Here is a 14,784-nt window from a genome sequence, read left to right as displayed (position 1 = left end):
CGCTCGGGCCATGCCCCGTCCATCCAAGAACAGTCCCGCCAAGGCAGAGCCGGCCGCAGCGCCAAACGGCAAATCGGAGCGGCTCGACGCCCGCATGCTGGAAGCCTTGGTCGGCTACAACGCACGCCGCGCCTGGCTCATCGTGAGCAGCGTGTTCGCCGACCGCATGGCGCCGTACGGCCTCAAGCAGATCGACTTCTCGGTGCTGTCGCTGCTGGCGCACAACCCGGGCGCCACCTCGCGCCAGCTGTGCAACACGCTCGACATCCTGCCGCCCAACCTGGTGAGCCTGGTCGCCACGCTCGACAGCCGCGGACTCATCGAGCGCCGCCCGCATCCGCACGATGGCCGCGCGGTGGGGCTGCACCTCACCGAGGCCGGCGAAAAGCTGATTCGCGAGGCCGAGCAGACCGTGACGCAGCTCGAGGCCGACGCCAGCGCCCGGCTCACGGTGCGCGAGCGCGAAACGCTGATCCGGCTGCTGCAGAAGATCTATCTGTAGCCGGGGCCACCCAGGCTAAAGCCCCCGCTCCACCATGTCGATCAGCCGCTGCCCCAGCGCATGGCTGGACTGCGCATCCATGCCCTTGAGCGGTCCTTCGATGATCAGCAGCGCCAGGCCGTGCACGGCCGACCAGGCCAGGTATTCGGCATTGGGGCGGTGCGAAGGGTCGAGCGCACCTGCTTCCACGAGCCGGTCGATCGCCGCGCCCAGCAGCTGGAACGGGTCCTTGCCGCTGGCGCCTGCCCTTGCCGGCCCCACCTCGCCTTCGGCGTCTTCCGACGACACCACGAAAGCGGTGCGGAACAGGCCCGGCTCGGCCTGGGCAAAGCGCAGGTAGCCGGTGCCGATGGCCCGCACCTGCGCCCGCGCGAAGTCGACGGGCGGCTGGTCGCAGGGCAGCACCGCCAGCTCCTTTTCCATCGCACTGGCCGCTGCCGACAGCGCGGCCGCGCGCACCGCCAGCAGCAGCTCCCGCCGGCTCGCGAAATGGCGGTAGGCCGCGTTGGGCACCACGCCCGCGCGGCGCGTCACCTCGCGCAGCGCCACCGCATCGGGGCCGCCGTCGCGCGCCAGTTCGATCCCGGCGTCGAGCAGCGCGCGGCGCAGGTCGCCATGGCGGTAGGTGCTGCGGGCCGCGGGCGGGCTCGGGGCTGGCGGGACGATGCGGGGGCTCATCAGGAATCTCCATGTGGACAGTGTCCATTATGTCTGCTATTCTTTGTGGACGGTGTACACAAACTGAGTTATTCCGTATGCGCGCAGGTCTCTGCGCATCCTTTCATCCTCAGTCCAAAGGAAACGCCATGAAAGTCCAGTCCTATCTGTCGTTCGAAGGCCGCTGCGACGAAGCGCTCGCGTTCTACAAGAAGGCGCTCGGCGCCGAAGTCGTGCAGCTCATGCGCTACAGCGAGGCGCCGCAGATGCCGCCCTCGTCCGATGCCGACGCCAGCTGCGGCGGCGGCGCGCCGGCGGCCGACAAGGTGATGCACGCGGTGGTGCGCATCGGCGAAACCGAGCTGATGGCCTCCGACGGCCGGTGCTCGGGCCAGCCGGAGTTCAAGGGCATCATGCTGGCCCTCACCGCCGCCACCGACGCCCAAGCGCGCCAGTGGTTCGATGCGCTGGCCGACGGCGGCCAGGTGATGCAGCCGCTGATCCCGACCTTCTTCAGCTCCAGCTTCGGCATGCTCACCGACCGTTTCGGCGTGGGCTGGCTGCTGGTGGTGCACGCCGGCCAGTAACCCGTCGCCGCGACGCCCGCTCCCGCTCCAGGAATACCTTCATGCTCAAGAAAATCGTCTTCGCCATCCTCGCGCTGATTGTGATCGTGCTCATCTACGCCGCCGTCCGCCCCGGCAGCTTTCGCGTCGAGCGCACGGCGCGCATCGCGGCGCCGGCCGAGAAGATCTTTCCGCTGATCAACGACTTCCACCGCTGGGGCGAGTGGTCGCCCTACGAGAAGCTGGACCCGGGCATGAAGCGCGCTTTCGGCGGGGCACCCGCCGGCCGGGGCGCGACCTACGCGTGGGAAGGCAACGACAAGGCGGGCACGGGCCGCATGGAAATCGCCGAGTCCACGCCGGCTTCGAGGATCGCGATCCGGCTCGATTTCATCAAGCCCTTCGAAGCCCGCAACATGGCCGAGTTCACGCTGCAGCCGCAGGACGGCGCGACACAGGTGACCTGGGCCATGCACGGCCCGAGCCCCTACGTCGCAAAGCTCATGGGCATCTTCTTCAACATGGACCAGATGATCGGCAAGGACTTCGAAACCGGCCTTGCCAACCTCAAGACGGCCTCCGAAAAATAACCCCCGAAAGGAAACACCATGTCTCCCATCCACGCCTACCTCACGTTCGACGGCAACGCGGCCGAGGCCATGCGCTTCTACGAGAAGACGCTCGGCGGCACCATGCAGATGATGATGACCGTCGGCGAAGCGCCCGGTACCGAACAGATGCCGGCCGACGCCAAGAAGCGCATCATGCATGCGTCCCTGGCCTACGGCGACGGCATGCTCATGGCCTCCGACGCCATGCCCGGCCAGGCCTACGAAGGCATGAAAGGCTTCGGCGTTGCGCTGACCCTCGAGACCGTCGCCGAAGCGCGCCGCGTGTTCGACGCCTTTGCCGAGGGTGGCACGGTCTCCATGCCCTTCGAGAAGACCTTCTGGGTCGAGGGCTTCGGCATGGTGACCGACCGCTTCGGCACGCCCTGGCTCATCAACGGCGGCAAGCCGCTGGTCTGAAATCACCTCACACGCCATTTGCAGGAATCGCTCTTCATGACCGACACACTCGACAACAACCGCAAGCGCTGGCTCGCACTGATGGTGCTGTGCCTGGGCGTGCTGATGATCGTGCTCGACACCACGATCGTGAACGTAGCGCTGCCCTCGATCCGCACCGACCTCGGCTTCACCGAGACCTCGCTGGTCTGGGTGGTGAATGCCTACATGCTGACCTTCGGCGGCTTCCTGCTGCTGGGCGGGCGGCTGGGCGACCTGTACGGCCACCGCAAGCTCTTCCTGATCGGCCTCGTGCTGTTCACGCTGGCCTCGCTGGCCTGCGGCCTCGCCAACTCGCAGGCGCTGCTGGTCGCGGCGCGCGCGGTGCAGGGGCTGGGCGGCGCGGTGGTCTCGGCGGTGGCGCTCTCGCTGATCATGAACATCTTCACCGAGCCGGCCGACCGCGCCAAGGCGATGGGCGTCTACGGCTTCGTCTGCGCGGGCGGCGGCAGCATCGGCGTGCTGCTGGGCGGACTGCTCACGAGCACGCTGAGCTGGCACTGGATCTTCCTGGTGAACCTGCCGATCGGCGTGGCCGTGTATGCGCTGTGCCTCGCGCTGCTGCCCTCGGCGCGCGGCCATGCCCATGGCGAGAAGCTCGACGTGGCCGGCGCCGTGGCGGTGACGCTGTCGCTGATGCTCGCGGTGTATGCCATCGTCAACGGCAACGAGGCCGGCTGGCAGTCGGCACAGACGCTCGGCCTGCTGGGCGCCGCGGTAGTGCTGATGGCGCTTTTCATCGCCATCGAGGCCCGCGTGCAGCATCCGCTGATGCCGCTCGGCCTGTTCCGGCTGCGCAGCGTTTCTGTCTCCAACGTGGTGGGCGTGCTGTGGGCGGCCGCCATGTTCGCGTGGTTCTTCATTTCCGCGCTCTACATGCAGCTGGTGCTGGGCTACACGCCGATGCAGATCGGCCTGGCGTTCCTGCCGGCCAACCTGATCATGGCGCTGTTCTCGCTGGGCATCTCGGCCCGGCTGGTGATGCGCTTCGGCATCCGCAGGCCGCTGTCCGTGGGGCTGTGGCTCGCGGCCATCGGGCTGGCGCTGTTTGCGCGGGCGCCGGTGAACGGCAGCTTCGTGGTCGACGTGCTGCCGGGCATGCTGCTGCTGGGCCTGGGGGCGGGCATGGCGCTGAACCCGCTGCTGCTCGCGGCCATGAGCGAGGTGAGCCCGACCGAGTCGGGCCTGGCCTCGGGCGTGGTCAACACGGCCTTCATGATGGGTGGCGCACTCGGGCTGGCGGTGCTGGCCAGCGCCGCCGTCGCGCGCACCGCGTCGATGGAGGCGGCCGGCGCGCAGCTTCCGCTCGCGCTCACCGGCGGCTACAACCTCGCGTTCCTGATCGGCGCCGTGTTCGCGGCCGTGGCGGGGCTGCTCGGGGCCGTGCTGCTTCGCACCGCATCGCCAGGGTCCACCCAGAACAACGAAGACAACAACAGCAAGGGGTCCGCGGCATCCGCAGGCACGGCCAACCGTGCGGCGGCGTCCTGAGGGTCCGCCCGCCGGGCGGCCCCTTTTCCTTTCCTTTCTTCCGTTTCTTTCAAGGAGACTTCCAATGGCTCGCTATGTCGATGGCTTCATCGTTCCCATTCCCTCGAACAACGTCGAGGCCTACCGCAAGCTGGCGCGCAAGGCCGGCAAGATCTGGATGGAATACGGTGCGCTCGAATACGTGGAATGCGTGGCGGACGACGTGAAGCCCGGCAAGTTCACGTCTTTTCCGCAGAGCGTGAAGCAGAAGGCCGACGAAACCGTCGCGTTCTCGTGGATCGTCTACAAGTCGCGCAAGCACCGCGACGCGGTCAACGCCAAGGTGATGGCCGACCCGCGCCTTGCCGCGATGGACCCGAAGACCCTGCCCTTCGATGGGAAGCGGATGATCTTCGGCGGGTTCAAGTCGATCGTCGAGTTCTGAGCCGAGACCCTGAGACCCGGCCTCAGGCGAAGAATCCGTCGTAGACCAGCTTGAGGCCGGTCAGCAGCATGCCCAGGTACACGAAGCGATAGAACCACGCCGCATCGATGCGCCGGGCAATGCGGATGCCCACCCACACGCCGAGCGGCGCGAGCGGCATCAGCGCCGCCGAAGTGGCCAGCGTGCGCAGGTCGATCAGGCCGAGCCATGCGTAGGGAATCCACTTGCTCAAATTCACCACGAAGAAGAAGTACGCCATGGTGGCGGTGAACACCACCGGCTTGAGCCGCAGCGGAATCACATAGGCATTGATCGGCGGCCCGCCGGCATGCGCAATGAAGCTGGTGAACCCCGAGACCGCGGTGAGCGCCGCACCCACGGCGCGCGAGGGCAGCGGATCGTCCGGCTTGGGCGGAAACACCAGCCGCTGCGCCAGGAACAAGAGCGTGAACACGCCGACGATGCCGGCCACGGTGTGGGCCGAGAGCGTGCGGAAAAGCAGCGTGCCGATCACCGTGCCGAGCAGCCCGAAGGGAATCAGGAACTTGAGCAGCGCGCGGTCGAAGTCGTTGCGGAAGGCGGCCAGGCCGAGCAGGTCCATCAAGAGCAGCAGCGGCATCAGGATGGCCGCGGCCTGCGGCACGGTGACCGCCAGCGCCATCAGCGGCACCGCCAGTGAACCGAAGCCGGCGCCGAAGCCGCTCTTGCTGATGCCCAGCAGCAGCACGGCGGGAATGGCCACCGCATAGAAATGCGGATCGGTGATGAGGGGAAAGACCATGGGGAAGGAAGCGGCGCAGAAAAAAGCCCGCTGAGTACCGGGTAGCGGGCCGCCCGAGCGTAGCAGGATGGCGCCGGCCATGGGTTGCCGTCGGAAATTGTGCGTAAACGCACATACGGGGATGCGGCAGCTGCGCACACTGGAAGCGCAACCGCCGCACTGCGCGGCGACTCCCTCCCATTTTTTCTCAAGGATTCGCCATGAACACCCGGGCTGCCTCCATCGCCTCCGCCGCTTCGGCGTCTTCTTCCTCGTCTTTCCTTGCCACGCCCGCCGCCCGCGACGACGCCGGCAAGCTGCTGCTGCGCCTGGCGATCGGCGTGCTCGTGCTGCTGCACGGCATCTTCAAGATCTCGGCCGGCGTGGGCTTCGTGAGCGCGATGCTGATGAAAGCCGGGCTGCCGGGCGGGCTGGCCTACCTGGTGTACGTGGGCGAGATCGTGGCGCCGCTCCTCATGATCGCCGGCTTCTGGACCCGCGCCGCCGCCGGCGTGGTGGTCATCAACATGCTTGCGGCCTTCGGCCTGGTGCACATGGCCGACCTGTTCGCGCTGACCAAGCAAGGCGGCTGGGCGCTCGAGCTGCAGGGCCTGTACCTGTTCGGCGCGCTTGCCGTGGTGCTGCTGGGCGCGGGCCGATTCAGCCTTGGCGGGCTGCGCGGCCGCTGGAACTGAGCCTCGGCCGGCTCAGCCGGCGTCGCCCCTGACCTGCGAGACCATCGCCTCGAGCCGGGCGACGTCGGCCACCCGCAAAGCCTTGCCGTCCTTGTGCAGTACGCCGCTGCGCGCCAGCACGTTGAGCTCGCGGGTCACCTGCTCGCGGTTGGTGCTGATCTGGCTCGCGAGCGCCGCGTGCCTGGGCGCCGGCTCCAGCCGGGCCTGGTTGTGCGCCACGCCCGCGGCCCGCGCAAGGCGCAGCAGCTCGGCATGCAGCCGGTTCTGGACCCCCAGCGTGCTCAGGTCGATCACGCGCTCCGACAGCTGGCGCACCAATGACGCCAGCCGCTGCATCACGCGCTCGGCCACCAGCGGCTCCTCGCGCAGCAGGCTCAGGAAGGCGGCGCGGTCGAGGCTGGCCAGCACGCTCGGCAGCAGCGTGACCACGTCGGCCGAACGCGGCCCGCCGTCGATGGCGGCAATGTCGCCGAAATGCTCGCCGGCCTCCGAATCCCTGAAGGTCACCTGCCGCCCGTTGGCCGCATAGGTGGTCACGCGGACCCGGCCCGAGACCAGCAGGAACACCTCGCCCTGCTGCTGTTCGGCGCGCAGCAGCAGCGGTTTGCCGGCCTCGACGCTGTGCCACAGGCATTGCTGCGCGAGCAGGTCGAGCCGCTGGTCTGGCAAGCCTTCGAACAGCGCGATGCGGCGCAGCGCGAGGCTGGAACGGGGAATGTCTGGAGTGAGGGCCATGCCGGTGAAGAGGGGCGCGCGCATTATGCTCGGGTGCCCTTCGAAGCCATTCATGGACAGACGCTCCCCACCCATCGCCCGGCTGCCGAAACCGCCAACCCGGCGCAACCTCCGATGGACGAGCGGACTGGTGCTGATGGCCTACGTCACGGCGCACCTGCTGAACCATTCGCTGGGCATCGCGTCCTTTGCGGCGGCCGAGGCGGTGCTGCGCAATGTGCAGCTCTTCTGGCACAGCCTGCCGGGCACGCTGCTGCTGTACGGCGCGGCCGGCGCGCACCTGGCGCTGGCGGTGGCCGCGCTGTGGGAGCGCCGCACGTTGCGCATGCCGCCGCTCGAGGGCCTGCGCGTGCTGCTGGGCTTTGCGCTGCCGCTGCTGCTGGCCACCCACCTGACCGCCATGCGCGGCGCCTACCTCGCCTACGGCATCGAGGGTTCCTATGTGCGCGTGGTCGCCGGCCTGTGGAGCCTGCCGGGCGCCGGCGCGCAGTTCACGATGCTGCTTGCGGCCTGGACCCATGGCTGCCTCGGCATCCACTTCGCGCTGCGGGCGCGGCCGGCCTACCGCCGCTTTTCCTATCTGCTGCTGGCCATTGCCGTGGTGCTGCCGCTCACGGCAATGATGGGTTTCGTCTCGATGGGGCGCGAGTTCCAGTGGACCGGCGTGCCGCCCGCGGTGCTGCCAACCCCGGCCGAGGGCCGTGCGCTCGACACGGCGGAAGGCCGCATCAAGCTCTTCTACGCGCTCGGCCTGGCCGCCCTGCTGGCTGCCTATGCGGCGCGCAACTGGTTCGCGCGCCGCGCGCGCGGGGCGTCGATCGCGCTGCGCTACCCCGGCCGAACGGTGCACGTGCCGCGCGGCTGGAGCGTGCTGGAAGCGAGCCGCTCGCATGGCATCGCCCATCTCTCGGTGTGCGGCGGGCGGGCGCGCTGCTCGACCTGCCGCGTGCGCGTGCTCGGCCCCGCACAGCACACGGACCCGCCCGACCGCGACGAGCAGCGAACGCTCGACCGCGTGCGCGCCCCGGGCGGCGTGCGGCTGGCCTGCCAGCTGCGCCCGCGAGGCGACATCGAGGTCATTCCGCTGTTCGCACCGGCAAGCCACGGAAGGCAGCCGGCGCCGGCCAGCAGCTTCGGCCGCGAGCGCGACGTGGCCATCCTGTTCGTGGACCTGCGGCGCTGGTCGGGCTTGTCGGAAGGGCAATGGCCCTTCGACCTGGCCTATGTGCTCGACCGCTACTTCGCCACCGTGGGCGCCGCGGTGCGCGAATGCGGCGGCGTGCCGAACCAGTTCATCGGCGACAGCGTGATGGCGATCTTCGGGCTCGACACCGACCTGCCCACCGCATGCCGGCAGGCGCTGCGCGCGACCGAACTGATCGGCCAGCGCATGGATGCGTGGAGCGAGGGCTTCGAAGCCCAGTTCGGCCACCAGCTGGACTTTGGCATGGGCCTGCACGCCGGACGCGCGGCCGTGGGCGAGGTGGGCTATCTCGACACCACCACCTTCACGGCAATCGGTGAAGTGGTCAACACCGCGAGCCGGCTGCAGGACCACGCCAAGACGGCGGCATCGCGCCTGGTGGTCTCGGTGTTTGCCGCGCAGCAGGCCGGCTTCGCGCATGCGGGAGGACAGATCGAGATGCTGGCCGTGCGCGGCCGTTCCGAGCCGATTGCGGTGATCTGCTGCGACTAGCAGCCGCTGATTAACGCGCTGCGCTTCAGGCCGGCGCCACCGTCACGGTGGCCGCGCCCGGCGCTTGCGCGATGGCATAGCGCACCGGCAGGAAGCGCTCGATCACCGCGCAGTTGGTGCGTGTGTGCTCGGTCACTTCGCTGCAGGTGAAGGCGCCGCCGCGGCCGCTCTGCCATGCCGCCAGGCCCAGCAGCAGGGCCAGCTGATCGGCCAGGTGCGGGCCCACGGCCGCCTGGCTTTTCTGGAATTCGCGCAGCTCCTTCACCAGGCCGTGCGCCACCTGCTCGGCGCTCAGCGACTTTTCGCCGAAAGCCGTGAAGACCTCGGTGACATGCTCGTACGCCAGCGTGGCAAGCAGCGCGTTGCCGGGGCCCTCGTTCTGGCGCGCCGCTGCGGTGCGCAGCTGCTCGCCGGACCAGCCCATGGCCTTGCCCAGCGTCTCCAGTTCGCGCACGGCAATGTGGCGCGCAAGCCCCGGCGCCAGGCACTCCGCACGGCTCGACAGCAGCGCGCCGCGGCCCATCAGATCGAAGGGCCGCAGCCCATCGGCCGCCGGCACGATGGCCGCTTCGACCTCCCCGCCGCCGGCCGGATAGAAGCCGCAGCGGCGCAGCACCAGCTGCAGGTCCGCGCCCAGGCGGCGCACCAGCGGTGCGAAGGCGCGCTCCAGGAAGTGGAAAGGCGGTGCCATCGGGTTGTGGGTGCCGCCGCTCAGATGCAGATGGCTCGGCGCACCGGCCAGCAGCAGCGGCGGCAGCACCGTCTGCAACACCAGCATGCAGCTGCCCGCGCTGGCAATTGCGAAGCGGTACTCGCCCGCACGCACCGGCCCCGGCACGAAGCGCAGCGACTGCGATCCGAGCTCGGCCCCTTCGACCTGCGCGCCGCCGATCTGTGCCGCTGCATTCACGCAGGCCAGGTGCTGGCGCATCAGGCCCGGCTTGGCGCGGCCTGCGCGAATCTTCTCGATGGCCACGGGCTGGCTCGTGGCCACCGAAAGCGCCAGGCTGGTGCGCAGGATCTGCCCGCCGCCCTCGCCTTGCGAACCGTCGAGTTCGATCATGGGCGGCCTCCTTGCTGCGCGGCGACCACGGCCGCGCCGGAGCGCGAAAGCGCGCGCCTTGCGAGCCGGCAGGCACGGCAGCGCACCGCCGTGCTGTTGATGTTGCCCAGCGCCACCTCGTACCACCACTTCTGCTGCTTGGCCGTCCACACTTCGTCGGCGCCGCAGTCGCGGCAGGTGAAGGCCTTGTCCACGTAGAACGTGGGCAAGGGTCCGTAGGTATTGTTGTGCGCGGCCAGCAGCGCCGTATCGGCGACCACCAGGCCGGCACCGCTCACGGGCCGCGCGCCGGCGGGCAGCCGCTGCTCGGCCAACCTGCGCGCGGCGCGTTCGAGCCGATGTGCCTTGATTTCGGAGCGGCGTTGCTTGTTGCTTTTCATGGGCTATCCCTTCACGCACACCACCTGCTTGAGCGTGTAGACCACCTCCACCAGGTCCTTCTGCGCCTCCATCACCGCGTCGATGTCCTTGTAGGCCATCGGGATCTCGTCGATCACGTCGGCGTCCTTGCGGCATTCCACGCCTTCGGTCGCGGCGATCTGGTCGGCGATGGTGAAGAGCTTCTTCGCCTTGGTGCGGCTCATCTTTCGACCGGCGCCGTGGCTGCAGCTCATGAAGCTCTCGGGGTTGCCCTTGCCGCGCACGATGTAGCTCTTGGCGCCCATGCTGCCGGGAATGATCCCGAGCTCGCCGGCCTTGGCGCTCACCGCGCCCTTGCGCGTGACGAGCACGTCCTCGCCGAAGTGCGTCTCGCGGCTCACGTAGTTGTGGTGGCAGTTCACCGCTTCCACGTGCGCCTCGAAAGGCTTGGCAATCACCTTGCGCGCGGCCGCGACCACGCGCTGCATCATCACCTCGCGGTTGGCGCGCGCGAACTTCTGGGCCCAGCCCACCGCGCGCACATAGTCGCCGAAGTACTGGGCGCCTTCCTCGAAGTACGCCAAGTCCTGGTCGGGCAGGTTGCGCTGGTGCAGTTCGGCGTCCTTCATCGCAAGCTCGATGAAGTGCGTACCGATGGCATTGCCCACGCCACGCGAACCCGAGTGCAGCATGAACCACACCGCGCCCGCCTCGTCGAGGCACACCTCGATGAAGTGGTTGCCGGTACCCAGCGTTCCCAGGTGCTTGTGGTTGTTGGTGTTCCTGATGCGCGGGTAGTCCTCGCAGATCGCATCGAACTCATCCACCAGCTGGGCCCAGGCCGCATCGGTTTCGTCGGGCGGCGTGTCCCACGCGCCCTTGTCGCGGCCCATGCGCTTGGGGTTGCTTCCGTGCGGCACGGCCTTCTCGATGGCCGAGCGCAGCGGGCCCAGGTTGTCGGGCAGGTCGCGCGCGTTGAGCGTGGTCTTGCAGGCCATCATTCCGCAGCCGATATCCACGCCCACCGCGGCCGGGATGATGGCCTTGAAGGTCGGGATCACCGAACCCACGGTGGCGCCGATGCCGTAGTGCACGTCGGGCATGGCCGCGATGTGCTTGAACACGATGGGCAGGCGCGCCGCGTTCTCGAGCTGCTTCTGCGCCTCGTCTTCCACGGGCACGCCGTTCGTCCACATCTTTACGGGGACGCCGTTGGCGACTTCGTGCAGTTTGTAGTTCTGTTCCATGTCTTTTCTCTCTGTCTGTCTATTCTTTACGACTCAACCGTTCGGCCGCAGCGTCACGAGTCCGTTGAGCACCTGGTCCAGGCCGCCGACCACCGAGATCTTGTCGATGCGTTCGGCCACGCGTTCCAGCGTTTCGAGTTCCTTCATGCGCAAGGCGACGGGGTTGCCCTCCATCACCTTGGCAGTGTTCAGCAGCGAGCGCGTGGCCGCGGTTTCCTCGCGGCGGCGGATCACGTTGGCCTGGGCCGACTTCTCGGCCTCCACCACCTGCGCGAGGATGGTCTTCATCTCGCCCGGCAGGATGATGTCCTTCACGCCCACGCTCTCCAGCACCACGCCCGAACCCTCGAGCCGCTCGCGCACCTGCGCCAGCACCGTCTGGTCGATGGCGGACTTGTTCTCCAGCAGGGCGTCGAGCGTCTGCTCGCCCACCGCCGCACGCAGGCCGAACTGCAGTTCGCGGTACACATGGTCGGCCGGCTTGGGCATCTGTGCCAGGGCCTGCCGCACATCGGCAAAGCGCCAGACCGCCGACAGGTTCAGCCGCAGTCCCACCTTGTCGCGGGTCAGTATTTCCTGCCCGCTCACTTCGGCGATCTGCGAACGCAGGTCCACGCTGGTCACGGCCACCTGGCGGTTGAAGCGCCAGAAGCCGTGGTTGCCCGGCGGCAGCAGCGCCTGCATCTGCCCTTCGAGCGTCAGCACACCGGCGTGGAACTCGGGCACCTGCACCAGCAGCACGCCTTCGAGCCCCTGCACCGCACGCGGACGCAGCGCCACGCTCTGCAGCTTGGCCAGCAGTTCGGCCGGCAGGCGCGCATCGGCGGCCACGTCGATCACGTCGACGCGCTGCTCGCGCAGGCCGCGCCAGTAGAGCTTGCGGGTGGCGGGCGGCAGGATCTGCACCAGCACGCCGTCTTCATGGCGCAGGCCGACCTCGGTCTCGCTCAGCGACACCAGCACGAACTCGCGCTGCACCAGTTCCGGCTCGCGCGCCAGGAAGTAGTCGGCCAGCTCGTGGTCGAAGGCGGGTTCGGCCAGCGAGAAGCGCTCGATCTGGACGGCGTCGAAGCCCGTGAACACGCGGTGCTTGCCCGCGGCGTACAGCCCGTCGAAATCGCCATTGCGCAGCAGCAGCGCGCGTTCGTTCTTCTTGACGGTGAATTGGTTGAATCCCAGCATTTTTTCTTCCTCTCTCTTCTTCTTCGTTTCGTTGTCGTTCGTCTTCATTGCGTATCGGGGCCCACGAAGGACAGGCGGCGGGCACCGGGGCTTGCGAGGTCGGCAGTGCAGCGGTCGACGGGTCGGTGCGATGGCGCCGCCGCGGGGCTGCGCCATCGCCTCCTTCTGCGTCGATGGCTGCATGCGGTTCCTTGCAGAACGCGCGATGCGCAAGCCGCCTGCACTGGCACGGTGTCGCTCGGCCGGGCCCTGCCCTGCGCCTTGCTCCGGTGTGCCGGGGCGGTGGGGCTTTCGCCCCCATCAAAGCGGCGGTGCGAACACCGCCGAAGGTTGTTTGCGGGAATCGAACCCGCCACGCCGCGTGGTTAGCACGGTGCTCCACCATGAGCAGACTGGAACAAGTCCAGTGACCAGCACAGTTCAACAGCGGCATACCGCGAGCCCAAGAACGGGTCTGGCCTGCGGCACCGGGCCGCTGTCATGCGGCACCTGGGAGCGGATGAACTGCATCCGGACGGACTCTCTCTTGCAGCGAGCGTGCCAACCTGGGGTCAGGCCGGCAGGAAACAAGCAGGCTACGACGCAAGCCATTGATGGAAAAGGGAAATTTCTTCTTCTGCGGGTGTGACGCGGCATCGTTTCGTTGCTAGCATTCCGACAATACTTAGAAAATCAGCTAGCTATTTATCCAAGCAATGAAGAAACCCATCGTCGTCATCGGCTTCCTCGGCACCCAGCTCGACGCCGGCCAAGGCGCGGGCCGCTGGAACAAGTGGCGCCCGACGGTCTCGCTCGCGCAGCACGACGACATGGTCGTCTCGCGCATGGAGCTGCTCTACACGCTCAAGCACAAGGCGCTGGCCGAGGTAGTGAAGGCCGACATCGCCGCCGTGTCGCCCGAGACCACAGTCAACCTCGTGCCCTTCGACCTCGCGGACCCGTGGGACTTCGGCGAGGTCTACACGCGCCTGTACGACTGGGCGCGCGCCTACGCCTTCGACACCGAGCGCGAGCAGTACTGGACGCACATCACCACCGGCACGCACGTGGCGCAGATCTGCATGTTCCTGCTGTCGGAATCGCGCGTGGTGCCGGGCGTGCTGGCGCAGACCTCGCCGCCCTGGAAGCAGCGTGAAGGCGAGGCCGGCAAGTGCACGCTGATCGACCTCGACCTGTCGCGCTATGACGTGATCGCGCGGCGCTTCGATGCGGAACAGCGCGACGCGGTCGCGTTCCTGAAAAGCGGCATCGCCACGCGCAACGCGCGCTTCAACGCGCTGATCGACGAGATCGAGCGCGTGGCCGTGCGTTCGCGCGCGCCGATCCTGCTGGTGGGGCCGACGGGTGCGGGCAAGTCCTTCCTCGCGCGGCGCATGTTCGAGCTGAAGCACGCGCGCCACCAGATAAGCGGGCCCTTCGTCGAAGTGAACTGCGCCACGCTTCGCGGCGACGGCGCGGCCTCCACCCTGTTCGGCCACAGGAAGGGCTCCTTCACCGGCGCGGCAAGCGACCGGGCCGGGCTGCTGCGCACGGCGAACCAGGGCGCGCTGTTCCTCGACGAGATCGGCGAACTCGGGCTCGATGAGCAGGCGATGCTGCTCAAGGCCATCGAGGAGAAGCGCTTCTTCCCGGTGGGCGCCGACAAGGAAGTGGAGAGCGACTTCCAGCTGATCGCCGGCACCAACCGCGACCTGCGCAGCGACGTGGCCGAGGGGCGTTTCCGCGAGGACCTGTTCGCGCGCATCAACCTCTGGACCTACAACCTGCCCGGCCTCGCGCAGCGGCCCGAGGACATCGAGCCCAACATCGACCACCTGCTGGCCATCCATGCGGCCGAGAACCACCGCGTGGTGCGCTTCAACGCCGAGGCGCGCGCAGCCTACCTGCGCTTCGCGCAGAGCGGCGAGGCGCTGTGGTGCGGCAACTTCCGCGACCTCTCGGCCAGCGTGACGCGGCTGGCCACGCTGGCGGACGGCGGGCGCATTCCGGTGGCGCTGGTCGAAGCGGAGATCGAGCGGCTGCGCTGGCTCTGGAACCGCGAGGGCCCGGCCAGGCGAAATGCAGGCGCTGCCGACATCGACCTCGGCAGCCTGCTCGGCGACGGCCGCGCGGCCGCGCTCGACCTGTTCGACCGGCTGCAGCTCGAAGCGGTGGTGCGTGTGTGCCGCGACTCGCGCAGCCTGTCGGATGCGGGGCGGCAGCTCTTCCAGGCCTCGCGCGCGCAGCGCAGCGTGGTGAACGATGCCGACCGGCTGCGCAAGTACCTGGCCAAGCACGGGCTCGAATGGAGCCGCATCGCGGCGGGCTGAGCTATCCTCCCGGCGCCCCGCAGCCTCCAC

Annotated in this window: 16 protein-coding genes; 9 read left to right on the top strand and 7 right to left on the bottom strand. The window is 68.4% G+C overall.

Features of this window, described 5'->3' with window-relative positions:
• Positions 1–10 precede the first annotated feature (10 nt).
• Entirely contained in the window at positions 11–502 is a 492-nt protein-coding gene (locus AC1DSC_RS22825; RefSeq protein WP_015867177.1) for a MarR family winged helix-turn-helix transcriptional regulator, read from the top strand.
• Between the two features lie 15 nt (positions 503–517).
• Here the strand turns inward: AC1DSC_RS22825 and AC1DSC_RS22820 are convergent, their stop codons facing one another.
• Positions 518–1,180 carry a TetR/AcrR family transcriptional regulator gene (locus AC1DSC_RS22820; protein ID WP_412511810.1) on the bottom strand — a complete coding sequence of 221 codons (663 nt, stop codon included), beginning with the start codon at positions 1,178–1,180 and terminating at the stop codon, positions 518–520.
• Positions 1,181–1,308: 128 nt separating this feature from the next.
• On the opposite strand from AC1DSC_RS22820, the gene AC1DSC_RS22815 reads away from it, so the two are divergent.
• From AC1DSC_RS22815 to AC1DSC_RS22795, 5 genes are all read left to right on the top strand, one after another.
• Entirely contained in the window at positions 1,309–1,746 is a 438-nt protein-coding gene (locus AC1DSC_RS22815; RefSeq protein ID WP_018906694.1) for a VOC family protein, read from the top strand.
• Between the two features lie 41 nt (positions 1,747–1,787).
• Positions 1,788–2,315 carry an SRPBCC family protein gene (locus tag AC1DSC_RS22810; protein WP_436287935.1) on the top strand — a complete coding sequence of 176 codons (528 nt, stop codon included), beginning with the start codon at positions 1,788–1,790 and terminating at the stop codon, positions 2,313–2,315.
• A gap of 18 nt (positions 2,316–2,333) precedes the next feature.
• Positions 2,334–2,753 carry a VOC family protein gene (locus tag AC1DSC_RS22805; RefSeq protein WP_015867182.1) on the top strand — a complete coding sequence of 140 codons (420 nt, stop codon included), beginning with the start codon at positions 2,334–2,336 and terminating at the stop codon, positions 2,751–2,753.
• Between the two features lie 36 nt (positions 2,754–2,789).
• Entirely contained in the window at positions 2,790–4,283 is a 1,494-nt protein-coding gene (locus AC1DSC_RS22800; RefSeq protein ID WP_436287936.1) for a DHA2 family efflux MFS transporter permease subunit, read from the top strand.
• Between the two features lie 64 nt (positions 4,284–4,347).
• Positions 4,348–4,707: a DUF1428 domain-containing protein gene (locus AC1DSC_RS22795; protein WP_307595865.1), complete on the top strand. Its 360-nt coding sequence runs from the start codon at positions 4,348–4,350 to the stop codon at positions 4,705–4,707.
• A gap of 22 nt (positions 4,708–4,729) precedes the next feature.
• Here the strand turns inward: AC1DSC_RS22795 and AC1DSC_RS22790 are convergent, their stop codons facing one another.
• Positions 4,730–5,488: a sulfite exporter TauE/SafE family protein gene (locus AC1DSC_RS22790; protein ID WP_018906691.1), complete on the bottom strand. Its 759-nt coding sequence runs from the start codon at positions 5,486–5,488 to the stop codon at positions 4,730–4,732.
• Positions 5,489–5,688: 200 nt separating this feature from the next.
• Between AC1DSC_RS22790 and AC1DSC_RS22785 the strand changes: the two genes are divergently transcribed.
• The gene (locus tag AC1DSC_RS22785) at positions 5,689–6,162 is read left to right on the top strand and encodes a DoxX family protein (protein WP_436287937.1); all 474 of its coding nucleotides are present in this window, start codon (positions 5,689–5,691) and stop codon (positions 6,160–6,162) included.
• Between the two features lie 12 nt (positions 6,163–6,174).
• Here AC1DSC_RS22785 and AC1DSC_RS22780 read toward each other — a convergent pair whose 3' ends face one another.
• The gene (locus tag AC1DSC_RS22780; protein ID WP_436287938.1) at positions 6,175–6,921 is read right to left on the bottom strand and encodes a Crp/Fnr family transcriptional regulator; all 747 of its coding nucleotides are present in this window, start codon (positions 6,919–6,921) and stop codon (positions 6,175–6,177) included.
• A 28-nt stretch (positions 6,922–6,949) separates the two neighbouring features.
• On the opposite strand from AC1DSC_RS22780, the gene AC1DSC_RS22775 reads away from it, so the two are divergent.
• Positions 6,950–8,593: an adenylate/guanylate cyclase domain-containing protein gene (locus tag AC1DSC_RS22775; protein ID WP_436287939.1), complete on the top strand. Its 1,644-nt coding sequence runs from the start codon at positions 6,950–6,952 to the stop codon at positions 8,591–8,593.
• A gap of 25 nt (positions 8,594–8,618) precedes the next feature.
• Here AC1DSC_RS22775 and rtcA read toward each other — a convergent pair whose 3' ends face one another.
• From rtcA to AC1DSC_RS22755, 4 genes are read right to left on the bottom strand one after another with little or no spacing between them, the layout of a single operon-like run.
• A complete protein-coding gene (gene rtcA, locus AC1DSC_RS22770) occupies positions 8,619–9,656 on the bottom strand; it encodes an RNA 3'-terminal phosphate cyclase (RefSeq protein ID WP_436287940.1) in 1,038 nt (345 codons plus the stop codon).
• On the bottom strand, positions 9,653–10,036 hold the full coding sequence (locus AC1DSC_RS22765; protein WP_436036889.1) for a zinc-ribbon domain containing protein: 384 nt from the start codon (positions 10,034–10,036) through the stop codon (positions 9,653–9,655). The genes rtcA and AC1DSC_RS22765 overlap by 4 nt, the downstream gene beginning before the upstream one ends.
• A 3-nt stretch (positions 10,037–10,039) precedes the next feature.
• A complete protein-coding gene (locus AC1DSC_RS22760; RefSeq protein ID WP_436287941.1) occupies positions 10,040–11,263 on the bottom strand; it encodes an RtcB family protein in 1,224 nt (407 codons plus the stop codon).
• A gap of 33 nt (positions 11,264–11,296) precedes the next feature.
• Positions 11,297–12,445 (bottom strand): slipin family protein, encoded by a 1,149-nt coding sequence (locus tag AC1DSC_RS22755; RefSeq protein WP_436287942.1) that lies wholly within the window; start codon positions 12,443–12,445, stop codon positions 11,297–11,299.
• A gap of 695 nt (positions 12,446–13,140) precedes the next feature.
• Here AC1DSC_RS22755 and rtcR point away from each other — a divergent pair.
• Positions 13,141–14,754 carry an RNA repair transcriptional activator RtcR gene (gene rtcR, locus AC1DSC_RS22750; protein WP_436287943.1) on the top strand — a complete coding sequence of 538 codons (1,614 nt, stop codon included), beginning with the start codon at positions 13,141–13,143 and terminating at the stop codon, positions 14,752–14,754.
• Positions 14,755–14,784: the final 30 nt, after the last annotated feature.

This window comes from Variovorax sp. 01N425 (assembly GCF_056399465.1).
The sequence above is the reverse complement of the archived record's forward strand: the minus strand, read 5'-3'. Positions and strand labels throughout refer to the sequence as shown.

Excerpts from the sequence above, each read along its gene's own strand:
- rtcA (WP_436287940.1), bottom strand. The coding sequence starts at position 9,656 with ATGATCGAACTCGACGGTTCGCAAGGCGAGGGCGGCGGGCAGATCCTG.
- AC1DSC_RS22785 (WP_436287937.1), top strand. The coding sequence starts at position 5,689 with ATGAACACCCGGGCTGCCTCCATCGCCTCCGCCGCTTCGGCGTCTTCT.
- AC1DSC_RS22810 (WP_436287935.1), top strand. The coding sequence starts at position 1,788 with ATGCTCAAGAAAATCGTCTTCGCCATCCTCGCGCTGATTGTGATCGTG.
- rtcR (WP_436287943.1), top strand. The coding sequence starts at position 13,141 with ATGAAGAAACCCATCGTCGTCATCGGCTTCCTCGGCACCCAGCTCGAC.
- AC1DSC_RS22825 (WP_015867177.1), top strand. The coding sequence starts at position 11 with ATGCCCCGTCCATCCAAGAACAGTCCCGCCAAGGCAGAGCCGGCCGCA.
- AC1DSC_RS22800 (WP_436287936.1), top strand. The coding sequence starts at position 2,790 with ATGACCGACACACTCGACAACAACCGCAAGCGCTGGCTCGCACTGATG.
- AC1DSC_RS22760 (WP_436287941.1), bottom strand. The coding sequence starts at position 11,263 with ATGGAACAGAACTACAAACTGCACGAAGTCGCCAACGGCGTCCCCGTA.
- AC1DSC_RS22820 (WP_412511810.1), bottom strand. The coding sequence starts at position 1,180 with ATGAGCCCCCGCATCGTCCCGCCAGCCCCGAGCCCGCCCGCGGCCCGC.
- AC1DSC_RS22755 (WP_436287942.1), bottom strand. The coding sequence starts at position 12,445 with ATGCTGGGATTCAACCAATTCACCGTCAAGAAGAACGAACGCGCGCTG.
- AC1DSC_RS22805 (WP_015867182.1), top strand. The coding sequence starts at position 2,334 with ATGTCTCCCATCCACGCCTACCTCACGTTCGACGGCAACGCGGCCGAG.
- AC1DSC_RS22765 (WP_436036889.1), bottom strand. The coding sequence starts at position 10,036 with ATGAAAAGCAACAAGCAACGCCGCTCCGAAATCAAGGCACATCGGCTC.
- AC1DSC_RS22795 (WP_307595865.1), top strand. The coding sequence starts at position 4,348 with ATGGCTCGCTATGTCGATGGCTTCATCGTTCCCATTCCCTCGAACAAC.
- AC1DSC_RS22775 (WP_436287939.1), top strand. The coding sequence starts at position 6,950 with ATGGACAGACGCTCCCCACCCATCGCCCGGCTGCCGAAACCGCCAACC.
- AC1DSC_RS22815 (WP_018906694.1), top strand. The coding sequence starts at position 1,309 with ATGAAAGTCCAGTCCTATCTGTCGTTCGAAGGCCGCTGCGACGAAGCG.
- AC1DSC_RS22790 (WP_018906691.1), bottom strand. The coding sequence starts at position 5,488 with ATGGTCTTTCCCCTCATCACCGATCCGCATTTCTATGCGGTGGCCATT.
- AC1DSC_RS22780 (WP_436287938.1), bottom strand. The coding sequence starts at position 6,921 with ATGCGCGCGCCCCTCTTCACCGGCATGGCCCTCACTCCAGACATTCCC.